The organism is Brooklawnia cerclae (assembly GCF_011758645.1).
In the GTDB taxonomy this organism is placed as follows: domain Bacteria; phylum Actinomycetota; class Actinomycetes; order Propionibacteriales; family Propionibacteriaceae; genus Brooklawnia; species Brooklawnia cerclae.
This window is the reverse complement of record NZ_JAAMOZ010000001.1, coordinates 704,912-730,755: the sequence shown is the minus strand read 5'-3', so window position 1 is coordinate 730,755 and position 25,844 is coordinate 704,912. Positions and strand designations below refer to the sequence as shown.

The 25,844-nt window shown below is 61.6% G+C and carries 16 protein-coding genes; 8 read left to right on the top strand and 8 right to left on the bottom strand.

The genetic code is table 11. The features are described from left to right. Positions 1 to 369: 369 nt before the first annotated feature. The 8 genes from FB473_RS03560 (at position 370) to FB473_RS03525 (ending at position 14,916) form a co-directional block, all read left to right on the top strand. Complete coding sequence (locus FB473_RS03560) at positions 370 to 570, top strand: excisionase family DNA-binding protein (protein WP_167164888.1); 201 nt, start codon at positions 370 to 372, stop codon at positions 568 to 570. A 5-nt stretch (positions 571 to 575) separates the two neighbouring features. Beyond that, entirely contained in the window at positions 576 to 3,848 is a 3,273-nt protein-coding gene (locus tag FB473_RS03555; RefSeq protein ID WP_167164886.1) for a helicase-related protein, read from the top strand. Further along, complete coding sequence (locus FB473_RS03550) at positions 3,841 to 4,506, top strand: DUF4391 domain-containing protein (RefSeq protein WP_167164884.1); 666 nt, start codon at positions 3,841 to 3,843, stop codon at positions 4,504 to 4,506. Before FB473_RS03555 ends, FB473_RS03550 begins: the two co-directional genes overlap by 8 nt. Before the next feature lie 5 nt (positions 4,507 to 4,511). Next, a complete protein-coding gene (locus FB473_RS03545; RefSeq protein ID WP_167164882.1) occupies positions 4,512 to 6,395 on the top strand; it encodes a site-specific DNA-methyltransferase in 1,884 nt (627 codons plus the stop codon). A 5-nt stretch (positions 6,396 to 6,400) separates the two neighbouring features. Further along, positions 6,401 to 9,499, top strand: a complete 3,099-nt coding sequence (locus FB473_RS03540; RefSeq protein WP_167164880.1) for a type III restriction-modification system endonuclease — start codon at positions 6,401 to 6,403, stop codon at positions 9,497 to 9,499. A gap of 226 nt (positions 9,500 to 9,725) precedes the next feature. Beyond that, the gene (locus FB473_RS03535) at positions 9,726 to 10,778 is read left to right on the top strand and encodes a hypothetical protein (protein ID WP_167164878.1); all 1,053 of its coding nucleotides are present in this window, start codon (positions 9,726 to 9,728) and stop codon (positions 10,776 to 10,778) included. Positions 10,779 to 10,873: 95 nt separating this feature from the next. Beyond that, positions 10,874 to 14,425, top strand: a complete 3,552-nt coding sequence (gene mobF, locus FB473_RS03530; protein WP_341770017.1) for a MobF family relaxase — start codon at positions 10,874 to 10,876, stop codon at positions 14,423 to 14,425. A gap of 146 nt (positions 14,426 to 14,571) precedes the next feature. Next, entirely contained in the window at positions 14,572 to 14,916 is a 345-nt protein-coding gene (locus FB473_RS03525; RefSeq protein ID WP_167164876.1) for a sulfate permease, read from the top strand. Here the strand turns inward: FB473_RS03525 and FB473_RS03520 are convergent. From FB473_RS03520 to FB473_RS03485, 8 genes are all read right to left on the bottom strand, one after another. Then, positions 14,901 to 18,089: a DEAD/DEAH box helicase gene (locus FB473_RS03520; protein WP_167164874.1), complete on the bottom strand. Its 3,189-nt coding sequence runs from the start codon at positions 18,087 to 18,089 to the stop codon at positions 14,901 to 14,903. The genes FB473_RS03525 and FB473_RS03520 overlap by 16 nt on opposite strands. A 60-nt stretch (positions 18,090 to 18,149) precedes the next feature. After that, positions 18,150 to 18,389 carry a DUF2188 domain-containing protein gene (locus FB473_RS03515; protein WP_080970543.1) on the bottom strand — a complete coding sequence of 80 codons (240 nt, stop codon included), beginning with the start codon at positions 18,387 to 18,389 and terminating at the stop codon, positions 18,150 to 18,152. A 32-nt stretch (positions 18,390 to 18,421) separates the two neighbouring features. Then, the gene (locus FB473_RS03510; RefSeq protein ID WP_167164872.1) at positions 18,422 to 19,579 is read right to left on the bottom strand and encodes an ImmA/IrrE family metallo-endopeptidase; all 1,158 of its coding nucleotides are present in this window, start codon (positions 19,577 to 19,579) and stop codon (positions 18,422 to 18,424) included. Positions 19,580 to 19,581: 2 nt separating this feature from the next. Then, entirely contained in the window at positions 19,582 to 20,328 is a 747-nt protein-coding gene (locus FB473_RS03505) for a hypothetical protein (protein ID WP_167164870.1), read from the bottom strand. A 142-nt stretch (positions 20,329 to 20,470) separates the two neighbouring features. Beyond that, a complete protein-coding gene (locus tag FB473_RS03500; RefSeq protein ID WP_208390417.1) occupies positions 20,471 to 20,746 on the bottom strand; it encodes a hypothetical protein in 276 nt (91 codons plus the stop codon). Positions 20,747 to 21,003: 257 nt separating this feature from the next. After that, positions 21,004 to 22,242, bottom strand: coding sequence for an MFS transporter (locus tag FB473_RS03495; RefSeq protein ID WP_167164867.1), 1,239 nt, complete (start codon positions 22,240 to 22,242; stop codon positions 21,004 to 21,006). Next, positions 22,239 to 23,975: an ABC transporter ATP-binding protein gene (locus FB473_RS03490; protein WP_167164865.1), complete on the bottom strand. Its 1,737-nt coding sequence runs from the start codon at positions 23,973 to 23,975 to the stop codon at positions 22,239 to 22,241. Before FB473_RS03490 ends, FB473_RS03495 begins: the two co-directional genes overlap by 4 nt. After that, positions 23,972 to 25,828: an ABC transporter ATP-binding protein gene (locus FB473_RS03485; protein WP_208390416.1), complete on the bottom strand. Its 1,857-nt coding sequence runs from the start codon at positions 25,826 to 25,828 to the stop codon at positions 23,972 to 23,974. The genes FB473_RS03490 and FB473_RS03485 overlap by 4 nt, the downstream gene beginning before the upstream one ends. Positions 25,829 to 25,844: the final 16 nt, after the last annotated feature.

Below are 25,844 nucleotides of genomic sequence, written 5' to 3'. Positions count from 1 at the left end.
CAGGGATGCCGCCACACAGCGTCCCCGCACAGACGATCACCAGCGATCCCGGACGAGCGCTCACCTTGCCCTGGGCGGCGTGCACCATACAGGCACCCTCCCGGAACAGCATGAACTTCAAGCACGTGTACGCGACTGGGTCCACGACCTGGTCAAACGTCGCTGTCTCGACATGGATTGGCCCGGGAGCCCGCTCACGGACGGCCTCCACACCGTCAGGGAAGATTCGCTCCATACCTCATTTTCGCTCATGGGCCTGTGGCGTGCACCCCGCTTGGGTGGGACATCTCCGCACAAACGGGGTCTGATTCGGTAGAATCAGCACGGTGTCCCAGCTGGTGGGGCCCGCACCGTCGAGGGAGGACCAACGTGACCGAGCCGTGGCTGTCAGCAGACGACATCGCGGCCCACCTCGGCGTCACCAAAGACACCGTCTACGCGTGGATCGCCGACAAGGGCATGCCCGCCCACAAGATAGGCCGCCTCTGGAAGTTCCAAGCCACCGAGGTCGATGACTGGGTCCGCAACGACGGCGCCGCCGACTCGGACTCCACCAAGGCGGGTGGCTGATTCGCGTGCGCATCATCGACAACGTCAACGACCGTCTGGGCGATGACCTGAAGACGGTTCTGGCCAGCGGGTCGAAGGTCAGGATCGCTGCCTCCACGTTCTCCATCTTCGCTTTCGAGGCACTGAAGAAGGAACTGGAGCGGGTCGACGAGCTGGAGTTCATCTTCACGTCCCCATCGTTCGTAGCCGAGGATGTGACCGACAAGATCCGCAAAGAGCGCCGTCAGTTCTTCATCCCTGCCGGGCATGCCGAGTCGGCGATCGCTGGGTCAGAGTTCGAGATCCGGCTGCGCAACAAGCTCACCCAGAAGGCCATCGCGCGGGAGTGCGCGGACTGGGTGCGCAGCAAGGTCACCTTCCGTTCCAACGCCACGGGCAGCCCCATGCAGCCGTTGGCAGCGGTAGATGACCGTGCCGCCTACTTTCCGATCCAAGGATTCACGACCACTGACCTGGGTTATGAGAAGGGCCCGGCCGTCTCCAACGTCGTGACCAAATTCGAGGGCGCGGCTGAAACCCAATCGTTCCTTGCCTTGTTCGACCAGATCTGGAACAACCCTGAGCAGCTCGACGACGTCACACAGGCGGTCTGCGACCACATCGCCACGGTGTACGCGGAGAACTCCCCAGAGCGCATCTACTTCCTCATCCTCTACAACCTGTTCGCTGACTTCCTCGACGACATCAACGACGACGTCCTCCCCAACGACCGCACCGGCTACCAAGAGACCAAGGTCTGGAAGAGCCTGTACAACTTCCAGCATGACGCCGCCACCGGCATCATCAACAAACTGGAAACCTACAACGGCTGTATCCTCGCCGACTCCGTCGGTCTCGGTAAGACCTTCACCGCGCTGGCCGTCATCAAGTACTACGAGCTACGCAACAAGTCCGTGCTGGTCCTGTGCCCCAAGAAGCTGGCAGAGAACTGGACGAACTACAACTCCAACTACACCACCAACCTCTTCCGCGAGGACCGCTTTGCCTACGACGTCCTCGCCCACACCGACCTATCGCGAACAAAGGGCGAGTCCCTTGGCCTGGATCTGGCCCGCATCAACTGGGGCAACTACGACCTGGTGGTGATTGACGAGTCTCACAACTTCCGCAATGCCGACTACGCGGAGGAGAAGGAGTCGCGCTACCAGCGCCTCATGCGCCAGGTCATTAAGGAGGGCGTGAAGACCAAGGTTCTCATGCTGTCGGCCACCCCGGTGAACAACCGGTTCAACGACCTGAAAAACCAGCTCCAGCTCGCCTACGAGGGCGAGTCGGAGAATCTCGCCAAGCACCTGAACATCTCCACCAGCGTGGAGAAGGTCTTCTCCGACGCCCAGCGGGTCTTCAACGAATGGTCCAAGCTCGACGCCGAGCAGCGCACCACGGACCGGATCTTGAAGATGCTGGACTTCGACTTCTTCGAACTTCTGGACTCGGTGACCATCGCCCGGTCGCGCAAGCACATCCAGGCCTTCTACGACACGACCGAGATCGGCGCCTTCCCCGAACGCCTCACGCCCATCTCCGTGCGTGAACCGCTCACCGACCTCCCGGACGTTCCGGGCTTCAACGACATCTTCGAACAGCTCCAGGCCCTCACCTTGGCCGTCTACACCCCGCTGGCCTACGTGTTCCCGTCCCGTCGCAGCAAGTACGAGGACCTCTACGACGTCACCACAGGCAGCGCCCGGTCGAATCTGGGGCAGGCGGGCCGCGAGCAGGGACTCAAGCAGCTCATGACCGTCAACCTCCTCAAGCGTCTGGAGAGTTCGGTTGAGGCGTTCCGCCTGACGCTGGGCAAGGTCCAAGGCTCTGTCACGCACACGCTGTCCCGGATCAGCAACCACGCTGGAAACCTCGCCGATCTTGTCCCGGACATGGCGGGGCAAGACTTCGACATCGACGACGAGGACGACGCCAACATTGAGGCCCTCTCCTTCGGAGAGAAGATCCGCATCGACCTGGACGACCTCGACATCGAGTCCTGGCAACGGGACCTGTGGAACGATCGCGAGACTCTGCGTGAACTCCTCGACGAGATGAACAAGGTCACCCCCGACCACGATTTGAAGCTCCGCAAGCTCAAAGACATCATCCGCTCCAAAGAGCAGCATCCAATCAACCCCGGCAACCGTAAGGTCCTGGTGTTCTCCGCCTTCGCTGACACCACCGACTATCTCTACAAGAACCTCGCACCAGCACTTGCCACCGCGGGGTTGGAGACGGCGGTCATCACCGGCGGCAACCGTGCCCACACCACCCTGGGGAAGGGGTACGACTTCCAGCAGATCATGTCCCTGTTCTCCCCGCGCTCCAAGCAGCGCGAGCTGACCATGCCCGGAGAGACCCGCGAGCTGGACGTGTTGATCGGCACCGACGTCATCAGCGAGGGCCAGAACCTCCAGGACTGCGACTACCTGATCAACTACGACATCCACTGGAACCCGGTACGCATCATCCAACGGTTCGGACGTATCGACCGCATCGGGTCCACCAACCAGGTCATCCAGTTGGTGAACTTCTGGCCCGACATCTCACTGGACGAGTACATTAACCTCAAGGAACGCGTCGAGAACCGGATGGTGATCGCCGACATCGCGGGCACCGCCGACGACAACGTCCTCACGCAGGAAGACCCGGACGCTGCATTCCGCAAGGAACAGCTCCGCAAGCTCCAAGATGAAGTCATTGAGTTGGAAGACGTCCGCACCGGGGTCTCCATCACCGACCTCGGACTCAACGACTTCCGCATGGACCTGCTCGGCTACATCAAGCAGTACGGCGACCTCGCCACCGTCCCGAAGGGCCTGCATGCCGTCGTCCCCGCCGACCCCGCCAAGGGGCTGGTGCCCGGCGTGATCTTCGCGTTGCGCAACGTCAACGCCGACGAGCACATGAACCGTGGAAACCGTCTCCACCCGCACTACCTCGTCTACCTCAACGAGGACGGCCAGGTGATCGCCGACCATACCGAGGCCAAGCACCTGCTCGACCTCCTGCGCAGCGGCTGCCGCCCCTATGACCAGCCCGTCCCCAGTGCGGTTCGCGCGTTCAACGAGGCGACCCGCGACGGCGCCGACATGAGCGCGTACTCGCAGCTGCTGACGGATGCGATCCACTCGATGATCAACGTCACCGAGGAACGCGACATCGACAGCCTGTTCACCCCCGGCCCCACCACCGCCCTCACTCAGACCATCGCCGGACTCGATGACTTCGAACTCACCGCCTTCATCGCCGTCGTCGACTCCACGGAGGAGGCGAGTGCCGGTGACTGACCTGCTGTACCAGTGGCCGAGCGCCGCCCACTTCGGGCGACGGGTGCCCAAGGAGAAGTTCTACGAGCACGCCAGCGTGAACAGTGCCTTGCGGGAGAAGTTTATCTCCGAGGTCGATCGCGTGATCTGGGCCTATGACTTGGCTCAAGCGAGCATCAACCTGGAGAGTACTGCTGAGGTCCCCGACATCGCTATCTTCCAGGTCGATACCAAAGGGACCGACGTCTCCGAGCAGGTGCTCGGCGCCATCGACAAGTCCATCCCGCGCCCGATCATCTTCGAGGTCAACCGCGACGACGCCGGCGTACGCGCGACTCGCATGGTCGCAGCCCACAAGCAACTCGGTGCGGGTGCCCCGAAGATCAGCCAGTACTTCAGCACCGGCTGGCAGCCCGCTGACACCGAGCGCCAACCGCTACCGACCGCCATTACCTTGCCTGCCCTCTACGCAGCCCTTCTAGAACCGCTCGCCGATGTCGAGGTTCGTCCAGGCGAAGGAATGTCGGAGGTCGCTGACAGACTGAAGACCGTCGGCAAGCTCGAACGCGAGATCAAAACACTGGAGCGCAAGCTCCGCACCGAGAAGCAGTTCAACCGCAAGGTTGAACTGCGCCGCACCCTCAAGACCAAACAAGCACAGCTGGAACAGCAAAGGTAAGACCCATGGAAAAACTGCGCATGACATCGCCCGACCTGACCGAGGCGAACATCGACAAGCTCGCCGAACTGTTCCCAACCGTCATCACCGAGACTCTCGATGCCGACGGAAATCCGCAGCGGGCCGTCGACTTCGACCTCCTCCGCCAGGAACTCTCCGATCACATCGTCGACGGACCGCAAGAGCGGTACCGACTCGACTGGCCGGGCAAGCGCGCAGCAGCGTTCGCAGCGAACGCGCCGATCGCCAAGTCGCTCCGTCCGATCCGCGAGGAATCTGTCGATTTCGACACGACCAAGAACCTCTTCATCGAGGGGGACAACTTGGAGGCGCTCAAGCTACTCCAGGAGTCATACCTCGGCAAGGTCAAACTCATCTACATCGACCCTCCATACAACACTGGCAACGATTTTATCTACGACGATGACTTTGCGGAGGATGCAGAGTCGTATCTACTGCGTTCAGGACAAGCCAGGGAGAACGGCGAACTGCTCAATGCAAACCCGGAGTCTAACGGGCGATTTCATTCCGACTGGCTCGATATGATGTATCCGCGACTCAAGCTAGCACGCTCGCTGCTCAGCGACAAAGGTGTCCTAATGGTCAGCATCGACGATGGAGAAGTTGCGGGTCTCCGGCTGCTGCTTGACGAGTTGTTCGGAAGAGGCAACTTCATTGGAACTCTGATCCATCAACGAGCCAAAGGTGGAGGAAATGCTAAGAACCTTGTTCGCGGTCATGACTACATTCTTACAATCGCTCGGAATATCGATTCTGTCGAGCCGCTCCGTCGAGACAAAGTTGTGCAGGGACGAACCGAAATCATCGACGGTGTGCAATACCTCATCGATGATGACGTCCTAAGAAAGACCTTCGGCAAGTACGAGACAGGCACGGAACGTCGTTGTCTATACGAAGAGATTGTTACCTATAAAGGCCAGGCTAAGAAGGACGAGATTGACTCTCAGCTGGAGGCTGGGACGCTATTCCTTATGCCCTGGAAGGGAGGGCACATCGTCGCTAAGCGCACACCGCTCAATGAGGCAAAGTCAAAACTGTACTCGATAATTAAGGTTCTTTCGGAAGAGGGTACCGCTGATCTTGAGTCCCTAGAGATGGCAGGGACGTTTTCTTACCCGAAGCCAGTGCGTCTAATGCGCCAACTCATACAAGCAACCGCTTCCTCTCCAGGCGATATTGTCATTGACCTATTCTCCGGATCTGCATCTACAGTACATGGTCTCTTTGATCAGTCAGTCGCCGACGGCGTGCCACGCTCATTTATAGCAATGCAGATTCCCGAGGATCTCGATGTCCAATTGAATAGCGTCTCAGGCCCGGCAGAATCCGTCGCCCGAACTGGTATTGAGTTCACGAACTCAATCGGAGCCCCTCACACTGTGGCAGAAATCTCGAAGGAACGGATCCGTCGCGCTGGCTCAAGAGCGTCAAGCGAAGCCACCAAGAAATCATTGGCTTTGGATACGGGATTCCGCGTGTTGAGGGTGGATAACTCGAACCGAAATGCAGTGTTGCAATCTGCTGACACTTTGGAGCAGCTGAGCATTGACACCTTAGTGTCAAGTATTAGGGATGACCGGAGCGGACTGGATCTGCTGTTCCAGGTGATGTTGGACTGGGGACTAGAGCCCACCATGTCGATTGTCCAAGAGGATTTCCCCACCTACACTTTGTTCAATGTCGAGGACGGTATGCTCCTTGCCTGTTTTGATCGCAATTTGACTTCAGAGGCGATCCGCGAGATGGCGCGGCGGCAACCTCTTCGCGCAGTTTTCCGTGACGATGGGTTCGAGTCTGACGCCGCTCGGATCAACGCTGAGCAGATTTTCCGTGAAGTTTCCCCTTCGACTGAAGTGAAGGCGATCTGATCAGGATGAAGCTTCAGTTCAAGGTCCAGCAGTATCAGACAGAAGCCGTGGATTCGGTGGTTGATGTCTTCGAAGGCCAGCCCAAGCGTGAAGGGGTCGCGTACCGGATCGATCCTGGAAAGGTGACGCCGGTCACGAATCCGGCGCTCTTTGAAGCAGATGAACGTCCAGACTCTGGTCTACGTAACAGCGAGATCCTCCTAAGCGACACCCAGCTGTTGGCGAACGTCCACAAGGTCCAACAGACTCGGAACTTGCCGTTCTCCTCCACGCTGAAGGACAGCAAAGCTGCGCCCCACGCTCCAAACCTGGATGTTGAGATGGAGACTGGTACCGGCAAGACGTACGTCTACATCAAGACGATCATGGAGCTTCACAAGCGGTACGGCTGGTCGAAGTACATCATCGTCGTGCCGTCGATCGCGATCCGCGAGGGTGTGAAGAAGTCCTTCGACGTCACCGCTGAACACTTCCAGCAGATGTACGGGACCAAGCCGCGATCTTTCGTCTACAACTCGTCTCAACTACACGAGTTGGAGCGGTTCAGCTCGGATGCTGGCGTCCAGGTGATGATCATTAACATCCAGGCCTTCAATGCGACGGGCAAAGACAACCGGCGAATCTACGACGTGCTGGACGACTTCCAGTCACGAAAGCCGATCGATGTGATCGCGGCGAACCGGCCGATCGTGATCATCGATGAGCCACAGAAGATCGGCGCGGAGAAGTCTCTCAAGGCATTGGCGAACTTCAACGGGCTGATGATGCTGCGGTACTCCGCAACCCACAAGGTGGAGCATACCAAAGTACACCGGCTCGATGCACTGGATGCTTACAACCAGAAGCTGGTCAAGCAGATTGCCGTTCGTGGCATTACCGTGAAAGGTCTAGCAGGGTCTACTGCCTACCTCTACCTGGAGGCAGTAGAGATCGCGAAGGGTGCACTACCGCGCGCTCGCGTCGAGATCGAGGTCCAGACCAAGACTGGTATCAAACGTCAGGTCAAGCGGGTGGAGAAGGGGACGAATCTCCACGATCTTTCCAATGGGCTGGAGGCCTATCGTCCCGACGGCAAGTCCCTCGTCGTTGTCGACATCGATGCGAACCGTGATGTGATCGAGCTGAGCAATGGGGACATCGTGTTCGCCGGTCAGCTCGCCGATCGCGACGTCACGGAGGACACCAAGCGACGCATCCAGATCCGGGAGGTCATCCGCGCCCACCTGGACAAGGAACGGGAACTCTTCAGCCAGGGCATCAAAGTGCTGTCCTTGTTCTTCATCGACGAGGTGGCGAAGTACCGTGACTACTCCCGAGAAGACACGCTCGGTGAGTACGCGCGGATGTTCGAGGAGGAGTACACGCTGATCCGCGACGAGGTGCTCAGCGAGCTGGCCCTCGACCAGGCGACTGCCGCCTACCAGGCCTACCTGCGCCGCGACGAGATCCGAGAGATCCATCAGGGCTACTTCTCCATCGACAAGAAGTCCAAGCACCAGGTCGACGGCAAGGTCTCCGGCCGGGGTGATGACAAGGGCCAGTCCACCGACATCGACGCCTACGACCTGATCCTCAAGGACAAGGAACGGCTGCTCTCCTTTGACGAGCCCGTGCGGTTCATCTTCTCCCACTCCGCGCTGCGCGAGGGTTGGGACAACCCCAACGTATTCGTCATGGGCATGCTGAAGAAGAGCGACAACACCGTCTCCCGACGTCAGGAGATCGGCCGTGGCCTCCGCCTGGCTGTTGACCAGCGGGGCGAGCGCATGGATGAAGCAACGGTTGGTGCTCGGGTCCACGACATCAACGAGCTGACCGTCGTCACCGACGAGTCCTACACAGACTTCGTTGACGGGCTCCAGAAGGAGATCTCGGAGTCCTTGGCTGCCCGTCCGCGCAAGGCGAGCGTCAACTTCTTCAAGGGCAAGACCATCCAGACCACCGCGGGCGAGTCGATCGTGGAGGAGCAACTGGCCCGGTCCCTCTACAACTACCTGGCACGCAACGACTACATCGACGATGACGGCCACATCACGCCCACCTACAAGGAGGCCAAGGCTGAAGGGACGCTTGCTGTCCCGACATCTGAGGTCTTGTTGCCGGTGGTGGACTTCATCTGGCCGCTGGTCGACTCGCTGTACATCGACGTACCGAAGCCCACCGATGACCGTAAGCCGAAGAAGGTTCCCCTCAACGAGGCCAACTTCGCGCGCAAGGAGTTCCAGAGCCTGTGGGGCCGGATCAACCATAAGGCGGTCTATCAGGTCGAGTTCGACTCAGACGAGCTGATCCGCAAGGCTGTTGACCACATGGACAAGCACCTCAACGTTGCGTCCATGCAGTACGTCATCCAGTCGGGCAAGCAGCGTGATGAGCTAGAGGCGGACGATCTGTCGAAGGGCTCGGGGTTCGCGGCGTCTACCACGGAGACCGTGACCGAGGCGGTGACGGCTGGGTCGCACGTGAAGTACGACCTGTTGGGTGAGATCGCCGAGAAGACGAAGCTGACCCGCCGTACGGTCGCAGCGATCCTCAAGGGCATCCGGCCGGATACGTTCGGGAAGTTCAGGCTGAACCCGGAACAGTTCATCACCGAAGCTGCGCGGTTGATCAACGAGCAGAAGGCGACCGTCATCGTGGAGCACCTCGCATACGACGCTCTGGACGAGACCTTCGACTCTGCTATCTTCACGGAGAACCAGACCAAGCAAGACCTCACCCACGCCGGTACCAAGCTCACGAAGCACATCTACGACTACGTTGTGACCGACTCGAAGATCGAGCGTGCTTTCGTCAACGACCTTGACACCAGCACCGAGGTCGCCGTGTACGCGAAGCTCCCGCGCGGGTTCTTCATCCCGACTCCGGTCGGGGACTACAACCCGGACTGGGCGATCGCGTTCAAGGAAGGCAGCGTCAAGCACGTCTACTTCGTCGCGGAGACCAAGGGCTCACTCTCAACTCTCCAGCTGAAGGGCGTCGAGGACGCGAAGATCGAGTGCGCCCGCAAGTTCTTCGCCTCCCTCAACAAGAAGAATGACGGCGACGTCACCTACGACGTCGTCACCGACTACACCGAGCTGATGCGGCTAGTTACCGCGTAAAGGCAAGAAGTTGACGTTCTTCTCAGAGAGCTACAGTTGGCCATCTAAATCGATCGAATTTCGATCCGCGTGTGAGGGAGCACGCGACGGCTCAGCCGATATCGTAGAGCGTGCCGGTAGATGGTATCTGAAGTCTCCTGGCAGCTTTTCATATACCAGCGGAAAGTCGGGCACGCGGAGTCTTACGACGCGTTTGGAGAATACTCCAACGTTCATTCGAGGTGAGGTGGCAGCTATAGAAGGCGATCTAGGTCTGCGCATCGATGAGCTCAGAGTTGGCTCCGAAACTCCTGACGGTTCATATGTGAAGGTTCAAGCCGTATTCGAACACCTATCTGCAGTATGCGCGTACCGGCCGGAAGATGGACCTGCCCGCAGTTTGTCGCAGCGGATTACTTTTCCGGCCGTAGAGGGTGCGTCTGAGATGTCGGCAGTTTTTCCTACGGATGGCAATACTATCGAATTGACCTCATCGACCGCCGTACCTCTTGAAGAGTTCGAGTCGCAACTCGCGGTATTCCAAGCATTGCTAGTACTCGCAACGGACCTCCCTTGTGGTCAGCTCTCAATGATCGCTACTGACGCTTCCGACGTTCGTGTTCAGATATTTGGCCGCGACAAGTATTCTCCTTTCCGCCGCAAGGAGCGACCCTCGGTCGAACAATCATTGCGATTTTCTGGCGATTGGCTACAAGAAACGATCGATGAATGGTGGAACTCGTATACGGACTGGAAGCCGATTCTACAGATAATCAGCGGTCTTCGATATCAGCCAGGCTATGTTGACGCCGACGTAATCCTGAGTTCTGCAGCTATTGAATCCCTCGCAACGAAGTTGAAACAAGACGCGCCTCCGCGACTGGATGCTGACGAACGGCAGCCTTTCCTCGATGCGCTTAACTCGCTGAAGGATCTAAACGCCGCACAAAAAGACATGCGTGGCATACTGAAGAGTGAATTGTCGAGGACCACATTCAGATCCAAGGTAGAACAGCTAGTGGAATCGGTTCCTGTTGATGTCTGGCAACAGGCCCGGATATCAACCTCGGAATGGACGAAGGCGCTCATTCGTGTGCGCAACACCATCGCCCACGCGGCTCAAAATGAAATCTGGGATGATTCGCAATTGTTACGAGGCGTGAGAGACGCGAACTGGATAGTTCTATCACTCTTGATATTGAAACACATTCGGGTCCCTTCCAAGGTACTCTCGCACTCCGCCGATCGACTCGGAGTTCGTTATGCACCGCGGCATCCCAGCGTAGATATTTTCCTCTGACCTAGTCCGTTCGTAGAGCTTCCACGCCTCTTGCAGATCGAGGCCCGGTGGTTCCGGTAGCTCACCTCCTTCCTGATGGAGGGAGGTGAACAGGCGTGACGGTGTCGATGCGGGTGATGTCGGCCGGGGACGGCTACAAGTACCTCCTGCGGACCGTCGCCGCTGGGGACGGGGACCGGTCACTGTCCACGCCACTGACCCGCTACTACAACGCCGAGGGCACTCCTCCCGGCCGGTGGATGGGCAGCGGGCTCCCAGCTCTCGGGACTGGGCAGATTGCCTCTAGCGACGAGGTCAGCGAAGCTCAGCTCCAGCTACTGGTAGGGATGGGCCGCGACCCCGTGACGGGTGCACCCCTGGGCCGCGCCTATCCGGTCTACAAGACCATCGCGCAACGCATCGAAGAGCGGACCGCAACCCTTGACTCGCACCTTGATCCGGCAGCACGTGCCCGCGCAATGGCTACAATCGAGGCCGAGGAAGCCGAACGCGGGACGCGACGGGCGGTTGCAGGATTCGACTTCACGTTCTCGATCCCCAAATCCGCCAGCGTGCTCTGGGCGGTTGCGGATGCTGGCACGCAATCCCTGATCGCCCACGCACATCACGACGCGGTTGCGGACATGATCGCCTACATGGAGCGCGAGGTTGCAGCCACTCGCACCGGTGCAAACGCTGGCGACGGTGCTGTTGCCCAGGTCGATGTTCGCGGTGTCATTGCCACCGCCTACGACCACTATGACTCGCGCGCTGGTGATCCGCACCTTCACACGCATGTGGTGATCAGTAACAAGGTCCAGACCGTCCTGGACGGGAAGTGGAGATCCCTGGACGGACGGCCGATGCACGCGGCCGCTGTGGCACTTTCGGAGCTGCACGAGGCCGTCTTTGCCGACCACCTGACGCGAATGCTCGGCGTGGAGTGGGAGGCACGGGCCCGCAGCCGGGACCGCAACCCAGCATGGGCGATTGTTGGGGTTTCCGAAGAGCTGGTGGCGGAGTTCTCCACTCGTGCACGCCACATCGACGAGGCAACCGATCGGCTGATCGACAAGTACGTGGCCGAGCGCGGGCGGCGCCCGTCGGCGACGACGATCATGAAGCTGCGCGCCCAAGCAACGCTCTCCACACGCCCCGAGAAGACGGTGCACTCCCTGGCCGACCTCACCGCAAGCTGGCGCAACCGAGCCGCCACCGTGCTGGGTGAGGATGCAACCGGGTGGGCACGCCGGGTTGCAGTCTACGAGCAGCCGCTGTTGCTACGGGCCGACGACATTCCCCTCGACATTGTCCGCAACCTCGGTGAGAACGTCGTCGCTGCGGTCGGCGAGAAACGCTCAACGTGGCGACGCTGGAACCTCACCGCCGAAGCCGCCCGCCAGACCATGGACTACCGATTCGCCACCACCCAGGACCGCGAAGCCTTGGTCGGCCTGGTTGTGGATGCCGCCGAGACGGTCTCGCTGCGATTGACACCGTTCGAGCTGGCCTCCAGTCCGGCAGCGTTTCGCCGCCCAGACGCCACCTCGGTCTTCCGGCCCAAGAACTCCACCATCTACTCCTCCCACCAGCTCCTTGTCGCTGAGGACCGGCTCCTTGAGCGCAGCCACGACACGACCGGGCCGACGGTCAGCCTGGGGACAATGGAACGCGTCGCACGGAGTCCGGACTCTGACGGCCGCGTGCTGGGTGAGGACCAGGCGGAGGCCCTCGCGCAGATCGCGGTTTCCGGCCGCGTCCTGGACGTGCTGGTCGGCCCCGCAGGCGCTGGAAAGACCACCGCGATGAACGCCCTGCGCCGAGCATGGGAAAGCGAACACGGCACAGGTTCGGTGGTCGGGCTGGCGCCGTCCGCGGGTGCCGCCCAGGTTCTGGCGGAGGACCTGGGGATCGCGACGGAGAACACGGCGAAATGGTGGCAGACCCACCAGACCACCGGCGCCACCTTCGAACCCGGTCAACTCGTCATCGTGGACGAAGCGTCACTGGCAGGCACGCTCTCCCTTGAGCGAATCACCGGCCTCGCAGCCGAGGCAGGCGCGAAGGTGCTGCTGGTCGGTGACTACGCCCAGCTCCAGTCCGTTGATGCGGGCGGCGGCTTCGGACTGCTGGTCCACGACCGAGGAGATGCCCCCGAACTTGTCGACGTCCACCGTTTCACCCATGCGTGGGAGAAGACCGCCTCTCTGGACCTGCGGCACGGACGCACCGACATCATCGACACCTACGACGCTCACGGCCGCATCCACGATGGGGAGACCGAGGAGATGATCGACTCCGCCTACACCGCTTGGCGCGCAGATCTGCTGGCAGGCAAAGCCACCGTTTTGGTTTCGGACTCCAACGAGTCCGTCACCGCCTTGAACACCCGAGCCCGCACCGACTTGATCCTTGACGGCGTCGTCCGGGGACCTCACGAAGTTGACCTCCATGATGGCACTCGCGCCGCCACTGGAGATGTCGTCATCACCCGACGCAATGATCGGCGCCTGCGTGCCGGGCGGGGATGGGTGCGCAACGGCGACCGCTGGAACGTGATGGACGTGCGTGACGATGGCTCCATCGCCCTCCAACGCGCCGGAGCAAAGTGGGGTGCGACCGCTATTGTTCCGGCCGACTACGTCGCCGAGCATGTGGAACTCGGGTACGCGGTCACCTCATACCGGGCGCAAGGCATCACCACCGACACCGCCCACGTCCTCGTCGATTCGGCTATGACTCGCGAGAACCTGTACGTAGCCATGACCCGCGGACGGGACGCGAATGCCGCCTACGTCGCCGTCGACCAGCCCGACACCGCCCACGACGTTCCACACCCCGGCGACAACCAGGCCGCCACCGGCCGAAGCGTCCTCTACGGAGTCCTGCAACACGCAGGCGCAGAACTCTCGGCTCACGAGACGACCGTCGCCGAGCAAGAAACCTGGGGCTCGATTGCTCAGCTGGCTGCCGAGTACGAGACCATCGCCGCGGCCGCGCAACATGACCGCTGGGCCACCCTCATCCAACACTCCGGCCTCACGGATGCCCAGGCCGCCGAGGCACTCGCCTCCGACGCCTTCGGGCCACTCACCGCAGAACTGCGCCGAGCGGAAGCCAACCACTACAACGTCGACGTTCTTCTGCCGAAGCTGGTGCGTGCGCGACGGCTCGACGATGCTGACGACGTCGCAGCTGTCCTCCACCACCGCGTCGCCATGGCCACCGCACGCCCAGCCGGATCAGGACGCACTCGCAAGACTCCACGGCTGATTGTCGGTCTCGTCCCGGAAGCCACCGGCACCATGAACGACGACATGCGCCAGTCGCTCAACGAACGCCGCGACCTCATCGAAGCACGAGCCGACGCCGTCCTCGACCGCGCACTCAATGAGGCAGCGCCGTGGACCGCAGAGCTGGGGCCGCAACCCGCCGAGGTGCGGAAGCTGTCTACCTGGCGACGTTCCGCCCGAGTTGTTGCCGCCTACCGGGACCGATACCAAGTCACCGCAGACACGGCACTCGACACCCAGGTTGATTCCGTCGCCCAGAAGGTCGACGCAGCGCGCGCCCGGGCAGCGCTCGATCTCGCACGCACGCTCACGAAGAACGCCCAGGACGTAGACGAGACCCGCCGGGCCGCCCCGTCGATGGGCAGGAGTCTCTGAACGCCCAAGCTCTATCGCTGGGGAGGCTCCGGGCGTAGAGTTGAGGAAGACGGATTTCTCCTTCACTTTGGGCCGCTTGCGGCAGGCTTCCGAGCCCCTCACCACGCACCGTCACCGCCGAAGCACGTGCGTAAGAGGAGAACATCATGTTCCGTGTACTCTGGATCGCCAGCATCCACACCCGCGCCTTCATGCGCCGATTCATGCCCAGCAACATCATTCTCGACCGTGTCCGCACGCGCCGGGGACTGAAGTGGGGAGCCCTGGCCATGCTGCTGGCCATCCCTTACGCCGCGGCGGGCTACTGGCTCACCGCGTTCATCGACGCGGGTGGCCCCGACTGGCTCTACCTCGTCGTCTTCGTGTGTCTGTGGAGCGCATTCAAGATGCTCTGGGTCGGCCCTGTCAGCGTCGTCCTGTTGGTGAAGGCTCGTTCGCGTGAGCGTCGCTCAGGAGATACTCCGTCACTGGCCGACTATGCAGACGCGTAGACATCGAAAGTGCCTTTCGTGACGCTCTGCACGTAGGATGCCGCACCTGCGATCAGCCTGAGCTGTTCGTTCGTGGATGCCTTGATGCTGAGTCCTGGTTGGGCAATGACGGTCGAGATCCGAGGGAAGAGTTGGGGAGCTTGCTGCCGGATTCGGAATAGGGTTTCTCGGTCGCCGATCTCGAAGGGACTGAGACCGGTCCTTCTCGTATAGGCCTTCGCGCGGCGGTCAAGGTGCTCCAATAGCGGAAGCGCCCCGTTGTCGCGCCATCGTGCTCCTCGCATTGCTTGCCCACATACTTCATACAGGTCACTGAGACGTGATCCAGGGGTGGGCTTTGATGAGTATTTGCAGTGCGCGAGCGTGACGTAAAGATCGCCCTTGTCCACGCGGATACCTACGAGGTCGGCGGCTTCGCCAGCGCGGTCGTCATCGATGAGAATGTCGAAGGTCTGGTGTTGCGATAGGTATCGGGCCATGCATGCCTGAATGGAGTTCGTTTTGCGCTCTGTTCCTTGCGACTCCACTGTGATGTCAACGCCTTCGCCCACCCAGTCGAGTGCTCGGAGCTGGTCGCGTGGATATGGAGCCAACTCGGTCCTCGGCGCCAGGAGCCGATCGTCTCCGGTCACCATCCGATCTCCCGACAGGAAGATGGTCGGCTTGTGGTTGTTGAGCCAGGTCGAGAAGAGAGTCCTTTCATCTCGCGAGCCGACGACTTCGGCGTCGTCGCCCTTCGGACGGTAGCGCAAGCCCTGCTGCCCAAAGTGTCCCTCATAGGCGAGTTCCCAGCTGGGAGCCACGATCGAGAAGCCGAGTGGACCACTGGTGCCGAAGTCGTCGATCCTGAATTCAGCATCGGTCAGAAGGACGCTTGAGTCTTGGTAGCTGAGGTTGGACGACGTGCCGTTCCCCAGGTACAGCTCCCAGGGCCACTCCATCGCGAGGACTGGAAATGCTGGTCGTTCCCTCACGTCAATCGGGATGATCATGGATCGGAAGAGCGAGTGAACATCGATGCTGCCGTCGCTCAGCTTCGCACCTTGCTGCTGACACCAGGTGCGCCACTCTGCGAGGTTCGGCGCTGTCCGCATGGACCAGAACCGTCCTGAGAGCGACGCAGCGATGGTGACACGCTCGCCTTCCTCAAAGGCCTTCGCTGCGACATGAGTGTTGGACTTGTGCGTGCGCTCAGCCTCCGTGAGAGCTGTCTCTACGTCGCTGCCGACGTGCATGGAGAATCGCTTGTCGCGGTCGCGGGCGTCGAGAAGGCCGATGTTGGTGGGTATCAACCTGTCAAGCTTCGAGAAGACCTTGAAAGTTTCGTACCCGTTGACTGGTCTTGGCTCGTGGCCGAGAACTGCCTCGACCAGCTTGTCCAGACTGTGCTTCGTGTCAGAACAGTGCACATAGAGCATGCCTCGGCCACGATCGAGGTACATGGTAACGAGCGTGTAGTCAGTGGCACGAAGTGACGGGATGTCTCCCCATCGCACGTCCCCGATGGATTCGATTACGAACCAGGCAATGGAGTTGTCGGCGTTGACGCTGATGAGATTGTCCAAGACGGTGGCCCCATAAACGTCGCGCGCCGCCAGCGGATTCCAGTCGATCGTAGAGGTCGCGAAGGCCTTGGCACTCATCTTCGGTTCCAGTAGCCCGACGGGCACATCCGGAGGGTTGTCAACAAACGAAGCCTCGAACTCGCTGACCTCGTTCGCACGCTCAGTGGCCCGTTCCGTGACATCGCTGATAACCTTGTCCCAGTCCGGATCTTCGCGGAGAAGGAACCGCATGGGCGAGAGCGCCTGGCTCGGGTCTTGGCGTACGAACACGCTCGCTCTACCAATCGGCAGTGGAGACGAAGTTCTGGCAAGACGGCCAATGAGTTGCACCATTGGGCTCAGCGATCGGTGTGTGTCGTGGAATGCCCCTACCTTCAAAGTTGGTAGATCGAACCCTTCTCCGAGCATGTCAACGCAAACGATTACCCGGCTGGTCCGGTCTCGCATCGCGTTCAGCGCCTCTGCTCTTCGGCGGGCCGACATCGAGTCGTAGATGACCTTCGGCGAAAGTTCGGGGGCAATGTGCGAGTAGAGTGCATGAACCTCATCTGCCCGAGCCTTCGATCCCACCCGCGCCAAGAGCAGATGCTCGTGACCAGCGGCCAAGTCTTCTCGAAGCCGAGAGATCGCGGCCATCGCCAATGCCTCGTCGTCATCGTCCAGATCAAGCACCGCACTGAAGTCGATGGTGCTGAAATACCCCTCCTTCTGAGCTTCGCGTAGCGGGAAGCGGAAGATAACGCGACCGGGCAGAGTCAGCCCGTCACGACGGAACGGCGTTGCGGTGAACAGAAGCGTCGGCCTGTTCGCGAATTCTCGAATGATCTCTGTCCATGTACGAGCAGGAGCGTGATGCGCTTCGTCAACGAGTAGATGCGTGAAGCCTTGGAAGAAGGCTTCACGCACTTCCGGATCGTTGGCGTGGATCGCGCTTGGCGTCGCCACAACGACGTTCGCCATCTCGACGAACGCTCTTGCTTCGGCTTCGCTGGCAAACCGTCCCTCCAGCCGCCCGACCCTTGGGCGTAGCGCAGAGCGGTCGACGATGCCTTCGAGTTGAAGAATTCCCAGGGTCTCAAATTTGGTAGCGATCTGATCGCGAAGCGCCGTGGAAGGAACGACCACAAGCACACGTTCTGGCCGCTGGGCGACCAGCCACGCCAGCATGGTCTCAGTCTTGCCAGTGCCGGTTGGCATGACGACGATCCCGGGCTCGGATAGGCCAGAAGACTGATAGCCAACGATTGAGTGGAGCGCCGCAATCTGCGGACGCCTCAGACTATGTGGCTGGTCATGCGCGGTGAATCCAATGGCACCTTCGAAGGATCGGACGACGTCGCTTGCTTGCACTGCCTCTCGATCACCTACCCATGTGATCCGGGAGTTCTTTGATCGTCGGGCCGGAAGCCTCGCTGCAAGCGGTCCCTCCGTTGGGAGTTCAGCGGTGCGGGTCACGGGCCACTGGCCGAATGGCGTGCTCACCACCTGGTGGCCCAACTCGGTCTCAAGTACCTCAACATTGTCGTAAGCCGGAACCAGCAGCTGGCGCACTGCGTTCTTGCCCGCAACATGCTGCTTCGCCCAAACCTCTTCGGTCCGGTATCCCATGTCGAGCCTCTTTCGCCTTCGCCTATGCAAGGAACGCCATTACCAACGTGTGCGCCGAGGTCACCCCTTGGAAGCCCTTGGGTCATTCCCTGGCGCAACCGTGTCTTGCGCGCGGATCGTCCCCTTGAGTGAACGGACCTGCAACTCGCCGCCCCCATCGTTTCCGAGGATGGTACGGGCGCGTTGGATGCCCTCGGCCTGTGTTGATGTGATGGCGCTGGCACGATCAGCTCCTGGCTTCCGTACCTCCCAGTCGCCATCGCTTCGGCGCTGCACTACTCGCTTGGAGGGCTGTGTCATGATTTTTCCTTTCTCGATGGGATTGCGTCCCACTACTTCCAGTTGTCTGGATGGTCTTTCACCAGCGTCAGCTTGGGCTGGGGATCGTCGATGTCAGCTAGCCGTCGTATATGCCGTGGTGTCATCTGGAGGTCCTCTGCGACCTGAGCAAGTGAGACACCTGCTCCGTCGAGCAGTTCAAGTGCGGTTTTGAGAAGTTCGGGTCGCTCGCCGGGATAGTCATGGACAGGCATGGCCCTCCGTGAAATCCCATTCAGCGTGATGTACGCGCGCCTGGCAGTGGATTCTGAGATGAGGTCAAGTTCTCGCGACCTGAAGATCAGTGAGTTGATGGAGACTCCCCACAACTGGCTCAGTTCCTCGTACCGGTTGAAGTTGATCCGCCGAGGCAGCTGATCACGGATCACCTCTCTTGGAGTGAGGAACTCCGCAGCGAACATGTCCGCTTGCCGCTCCAGTTGGCTGTCTGTGCCCTGCCGACCGTGGTGGAGGACGATGTGTCCCAACTCATGCGCCGCGGAGAACCGATGCCGCATCACATCATTGGCCTTGTCTGGGGTCAGCACGATCATGGGACGCGGCAGCGCGATGGTCGAGAAAGCGTCGATGCGACTCTTCTCGTCGAGCGCGACGTCCTCCTTCATGGAGAAAAATACCGTCAAGATGCCGTGCTGTTCGAGCTGGTACACGAGGTGTTCTATCGGTCCAGTTCCGAGCAGCCAGTGTTGGCGGATCGCTCGCGCTGCGGTCACGGGGTCCGGCACATCTAGTGAGTCGGCGTGCGCCCAGGCAGGAAGGTCGAGTTCCGGGAACTCCACGCTTTCTTCGAGGTAGCAGCTGAGTTCCCAGGCCTGTTCAACATACGCAGTCGCTTGCTGCTGTTGCGTAACCGTGGTCGAACGGAGGCGCCGGAACGATGCTTCGGCGATATCCACTTGGACGCGTGGACGCCCAAGTGCGAAGAAGCCCGGGGGGACACCAAGCGCTGTAGCCAAAGCAGCGACAGTCTCTGCGCGGGGACGCACTTCTCCGCGCTCGTACTGACCGATCGCGGCAGCAGACACGCCGACCCTGCGATGGAGGTCAGCCTTGGACATCTTGTTGATCCGGCGAGCCTGAGCCAACCGGGCTGGGTCAAACATCCTGGCGACTCCGGCAAGGTCACCTTTGCCTTCGTGTGCCGTCGACATGATCAGCTGCCTTCCTGTTCGGACGGCCGCTGGCGCAGCTTCACCGAGGTCCGTGGGCGGTCTCCACTGTTGAACCCAGCCACAGGCTTCAGCATGGTGCGCGGAGCATCAACCGAAGATGGACTGTGCTCGTAGGCAAGTCGCTCGGGGTCGGCAAACTCCAGGTATCGACCGTTCAGTCGCGCAGGTGCGAAGTAGATCGTTCCCACGCCCTGTGGCGTACTGCTGTAGTAGGGGACGAAGAGAGTCGTGCGAGGCACAGCCAACTCGACGTGGATGAGTGCGTCCTCAAGCGATGCAGGCTGATCTGTTTCGAGAACGTCATCGATGTCGAAAAGCCCGGGGTCTGAGTATTTGACATTGCTCGTCTTCGACAGGAGCTCACGGCGCGAGTCAGGCAGGTAGCTGAGTCGAACGCGCCGGAAGTTGCGCGGCATCTGTTTCCCCACGCGATGCGGGAAGATAAGGGCGTTTCCAACGAAAGTGAGCATCCGTCTCGTAGAGGGTGCCCTCGACTCCCGGTAAGAGGGGAGGTCGGACAAGAGCGACCGGAGTTCTTTCTGAACACCCCGAGCCATGCCAGCGCCATAGACGTCTTGGTCGCCGTCGGGATCGTCGTACGCTTCGTGTGCGCGGGCTGAGCGGTCCTGGCTTCGCTGGATCGCGACCGGGATGCGTTCACGCAGCGCCGCGAGTTCTGCTGGTTGAAAGTCGTCGCGCCAGTCGTTGCCGTCGAGCTGCTGAGTCACTGCGCCCTCCTTCGTCGTTGAGAAGAACTCTACCACGCTACTTTAGTTTTGTGCACGAGACCGTCAACTCTGCTTGCGGTGGAGACTTCAGCTGGTCACTCTTCGGTTGGCTCGGAACGCTCGATCCACCATTGTGAGAGCTTCAGGCAGGACATGCCGCTTCGTCCAGGACGATGCCCGCCTCAACCAGCGCCGCTCGTACGGCTTTGCGGTCCACCCCCATCTGGCGTCCGATGGCTCGCATCGACATGCCCTCCCGTGACAGGCGCACCGCCTCGGCTTGTTCCTGCTCGTTGAGCCCAGGACGCCGCCGAGGAACCTCCCGCCGCTGGAGGTGCGAGAAGACCGTGGCGCGGTGGATACCGTACTTGGAAGCGAGCTCCTGGACGCCAGATCCAGCCTCATAATCGGCGACCATCTGGTCCACCTCGGAGGGGGTGAGAAAAGTTTGAGCGATCCCAACAGTCCTCACAACAGGGCCCCGATGGTCTCGCGGAGCGGTGTTCCGGGGCCGGTTGCAGACCCGGTAAACCCCACGGTTCAGGCGCCTGACCAGCGTATTCGCCTTCGGGGAAAAGTTGCCGAACGTGCTACGCAGGGACCCCACCGTCATCATCACGAAGTTCTGATGCATGGCGCCACTTCGTGGTCCCGGTTTGAGCCTCGTCCCCTTGCCTACGACGCTTCGCCGCTGAGCGCTTCCGGACCCGTCACTTCTGCCACCGGTCGTTGCCGCACCCCCGGATGAAGCAGGACGAAGGCCACAACGATCCCCATGAGTCCGGCCGAAATGAGGATGGGCAGCACCGGTGCGACACCGTACGCCAGGGTGCTGAGGCTGGGCGACAACACGAACGTCAGTCCGTTGGTCATCCCGATGACGCCGGCCAGCCCGCCCTGCTCCTCCGGTCGCATGAGCAACGACGGACCTGCGGTGTAGCCGGGTGTCGCGATACCAAGACCGAGCCCGATCAGGAACAGTGCACCCACGAACACGCCCATCCCGGCGTCCGGCAGAAGCGCAACGAAGCCGGCCAGCGTGATCACTCCCCCGCTCCGCAGCAAGGTCAGTGGCGACCAGCCGCTCCTAGGGACGATGACAACCTGCGCGAGCACCTGCCCGATGCCGGCCGCCAGCAGTGCCCCGCCCGCCGCCAGCCCGGTGCTCTCGGAACTGAGATGGAAACGGTCCTGGACGAGGAAACCCGATATCACCTGAATGAATCCGAGCGAGGTGAACATTCCGAAACCGGCGACCAGGAAGGGCCACGCCCTCGGATCGAACGGGCTGATTCTCGCCGGTCGGGCGAGACCGACCGGGGCAGCCTCAGGTTTGAGGCTCGCTGCCACCATGATCGCGGCCAGAAGCAGGATCGGCACCGCACCTATCGAAACGAGCAACCCGAGGCCTGCGAGCGCCCCACCCACCACAGCTCCGAGGATCATGGCCATCCCCTGGGCCGCACCGATGCCGGCCATGCCCTTGACCCGTTCGGGCTCGGAAGTCGTGACGCTCGCCACATAGGTCTGTGCCGTAGGTGGGACCGCCGAGATTCCGGCGCCGAACATGATGCCGCGCAGCACAACGAACAGGACGAACAGGATCGTGCCGCCGAGCAGACCGCGCGTCCCCGCCCAAGCGGTAAGGAAGAAGGCGATCATCGCCACGGCGGTGAGCCCCACCGCCCGGATCAGCACACGGCGTGCACCGTGGGTCTGCGCGAAGCGACCCCAGAACTGGCTCAGCACGACCACGGTGACCGCCGCCACGCTGATCGTGAGTCCGATCTGCCACTCAGCCAGCCCCACCTCACGGGCGAGCGGCGCAATGACAGGGTTGAGCGCCATCTGGCCCATGTAGACCAGCAGCACCACGAGGCTGACCGCTCGCAGTTGCGATGCCCCCGCACTCATGCGACGACCGTCCAACCACGTGCCCGAGTCTGGGCCGCCCACATCGAGGCGTAACGGCCTTCGGCCCGCAGCAGTGATTCATGATCGCCGATCTCTGCAACCGCACCGTCCTCCAGCACAACGATCTGGTCCGCGGCGGCAACCGTGGACAGTCTGTGCGCGATGACCACGACCGTCCGGTCGGCCACCAACGCGTCGATCGCCTCCTGCACCATCACCTCCGACTCGGTGTCGAGAGCAGACGTCGGTTCGTCCAGCAGGACGATCGGTGCGTCCTTCAACAGCGCGCGTGCGATGGCCACGCGCTGTCGCTCGCCTCCCGAGAGTTGGCCTCCGATCTCTCCCACCGGGGTGTCGGCGCCCTGTGGCAGCCGTGCGAGCAGTTCGCCGCAGTTGGCCGCCTGCAGCGCCGCGAGCACGTCCTCTCTGGACGCTCCCGGTCTCGCCATCGCGACGTTGTCGTAGATCGTCGTGTTGAACAGGTAGACGTCCTGGAAGACGACGGCGATATGGCTCATCAGCTCACGCTCGGTGACGTCGCGGATGTTCGTCCCCCCGATGCTCACCGATCCCTCCTGTGGGTCCGCGAAACGCGTGATGAGCTTCGTCATGGTCGTCTTCCCACTGCCCGATGGACCGACGAACGCGGTGAGCGTCCCGCTTCTCATCGTGATGCTGATGTCACGCACAGCGGGGGCCTGCGCACCGCGATAGGCGAATGTCACGTGATCGAACCGAATGTCATGGCCGGTGAGCGTCCGGGGTTCGGATGGTTCAGGCAGCGGTTCGATCGCGAGTACTCCGTTGACACGCTCCATGGCTGCCTCGGACGCCTCGAAGACCGCCGACAACGACGCGGCCCGGGCCAACGGTTCCGCCAGCCCGGCAGCCGCCACCACGACGGCCGCCACGGTGATCGGACTCATCTGTGCGCCGAGCGCGAGCGCCGCAGCTACCGCAACCACCCCTGCAACGGCGAGGTTGGCTCCGACCGCAGCCCCAGTCAATGAATACGTCATCTCGTCGATCGAAGCTCGTAGGGCCTTGCCCTGGCTCTGCATCGCAGCAACCAGACGCTCGGAGCGGTCGCCCACCTGGCCTGCGGCTTTGAGTACCGGCAAGCCCTGCACGTACTCGACGATCCGATCCGCGGTCTCAGCATCGGCTTTGCCGAGTTCGCGTTGTGATCTCAGCATGACGGAGTTCTGCCTGGCGAGCGCCACGGCTGCGATCGCCGCACCGACGAGAGCACCCACCAGCAGCCGCCAGTCGATGACGATCAGGGCAACCACGAATCCGATCGGAATCACGATCAGCCGCAGGAACAGGGACGCGACGTCGCTGACGGACAACAGGCCGGTCGTCACATCCTGATTGAGCACCGTCGCCAATCCCCCGGATCGATGACGCGCAAGTTCCTCTGCGGGGATGCCCCGCAGATGCTGGCCGAGCCGCATCCGTAGTTCCTTCATCACATCCGGGTGAAGGTTGTAGGCGAAGCTCAGCTCACCGAGCCGGGCGAAGGCCTCCGCGATCAGTACGACCACCAAGCCGGCCAGCAACCACCAGCCGGTATCGGTATCGCCTCGCAGAAGCGCTTGGACCAACGGGAGTAGCAGGATCAGTGCAATCCCGTTCAGCAGAGCACCCACCACTGTGATCCGGACGCTGCGGTGCCACTGCCTCCGATAGGAGCCGGCGGCCTCGTCCATCATCGTCATGATGCGCCTCATGCGCCGACCTCCTGGGTGTGCGCGGTGGTCTCGGTACGAGATCCGGATCTCATGCCCCATCCCTGAGCGCGCGTGTGGCGTTCCCAAAGCCGGGCGTAGCGACCACCCGCGGAGACGAGCTTGTCGTGCGTCCCCTTCTCGACTACCCGTCCACCGTCGATCACGACGATCTGGTCGGCGCCGACGATAGTGCTCAACCTGTGCGCCACGATGATGACCGTGCGTCCTTTGGTGAGTTCGGCGATGGCGTCCTGGATGGCCGCTTCGTTCTCCGGATCTGCGAAGGCCGTTGCCTCGTCGAGGATGACCACTCGGGAATCCGACAGCAGAGCGCGAGCGATCGTCACGCGCTGCCGCTGCCCTCCTGACAGGCTGGAGCCCCGCTCTCTGACGACGCTGTCGTACCCATTGGGTAGCGCAACGATCTCGTCATGGATGCGCGCCGCCCGGCACGCCCGGACGACCTGCTCCTCGGTTGCGTCCCGCGCGCCGATCGTGATGTTCTCGCGGATGCTCGCGTGCAGCAGGAACGGCTCCTGGAAGACCAGTGCGACACGGCGGAGCAACTCGGCGGGATCGATCTCGCGAACATCCACGCCGCCGATGCTCACTGCCCCCGAGTCGACATCGAAGAAGCGCGGCACGAGTTTGGCGATGGTGGATTTCCCGGAACCGGACGGCCCGACGAGGGCGCACACGGTGCCGTCGGGGATGTCGATGGTGACATGCCGCAACGCGGGCGCGCGCTGCGCGTCGTACGAGAACGTGACGTCGTCGAGGCGGACCCCACCATGCTGCGGAGCTTGCGGATGTGCAGCCTCCGGCAGGATCGGCTCGTCCAGCACCTGACAGATCCGCAGTGCTGCAGCCATGGCTTTGTTGTTGGACTCGGTCAGGAACATGATCGGCGTGAAGGAATCGACGGGGAGCGACGCGACCAGAAGCGCGACGACGACGGACACCGGGTCGATCCAGCCCGCGATCGACATCGCGAACCCTCCGACAGCAACCATCACGGTCACCGGCAGCGGCGCGATGAGAAGCCGGGTTGCCAACGCCCCCGCCTTGCTGCGCTCACTCCACGCCCGGTATCGGTCCGTGAACCTTGTGACGCGCTCAGCGTAGCGTCCGAACGACTCGGACCCGCCGTCGAAGGCTCGCACCTCCTGCATCCCCTGCACGTACTCGACGCTTGTAGCGTCGATCGCCTCAAGCGCCTCGTCGTAAGCTCTGCGTTCCGCGCCGTAGTCCTTCATGGCGATCTTGGCCACGACCGCGACGATCGGGACGATCGCGAGCACGACCAACAGCAACCTCCACTCGATCATCCCGAGCGCAACGAGCGCGGAGACCATGCCGCCCAACGCTGATCCGAGTTGGGAAGGCGAATCGGCAACGGCGGAGTGCATCGCTCGGACGTCTCCCTGGACGATCTTCTTCATTCCACCCGCCCCGAGGGCCTGGACGCGGCCGAGCGGCATCTTGCCGAGGCGCTCCGAGATCGCTCGCCGCATCATGGATTCGTGGTCGAAAGCTGCTTGGTGTGCAACCACCATGCCTGCTTGGGCTGATACCGCCGAACCGATCATCGAGCAGACGATGCCGGCGAGCCACCGGACAGCGGTGGCAGCGTCGGGTTCTTGCAACAAGGCGGAGACAAGCAGGCCGCTGAGCACAAGCGAGGTGACGCGGAGAGCAGCCCCGAGCACCCCGAGCACCCCGGCGAGGATGAGGCGGCCTCTCACCGGCGCGATCAGTCGCATGAGAGCCTGCGGCGGGCTCAGTTCCTCGAAGCGCATCTCCTCCGGAAGACAAGTACGGTTTGCCTCATCGACTACGGTGCCTGCGGTCATGGCTCTCCTCGTGCGC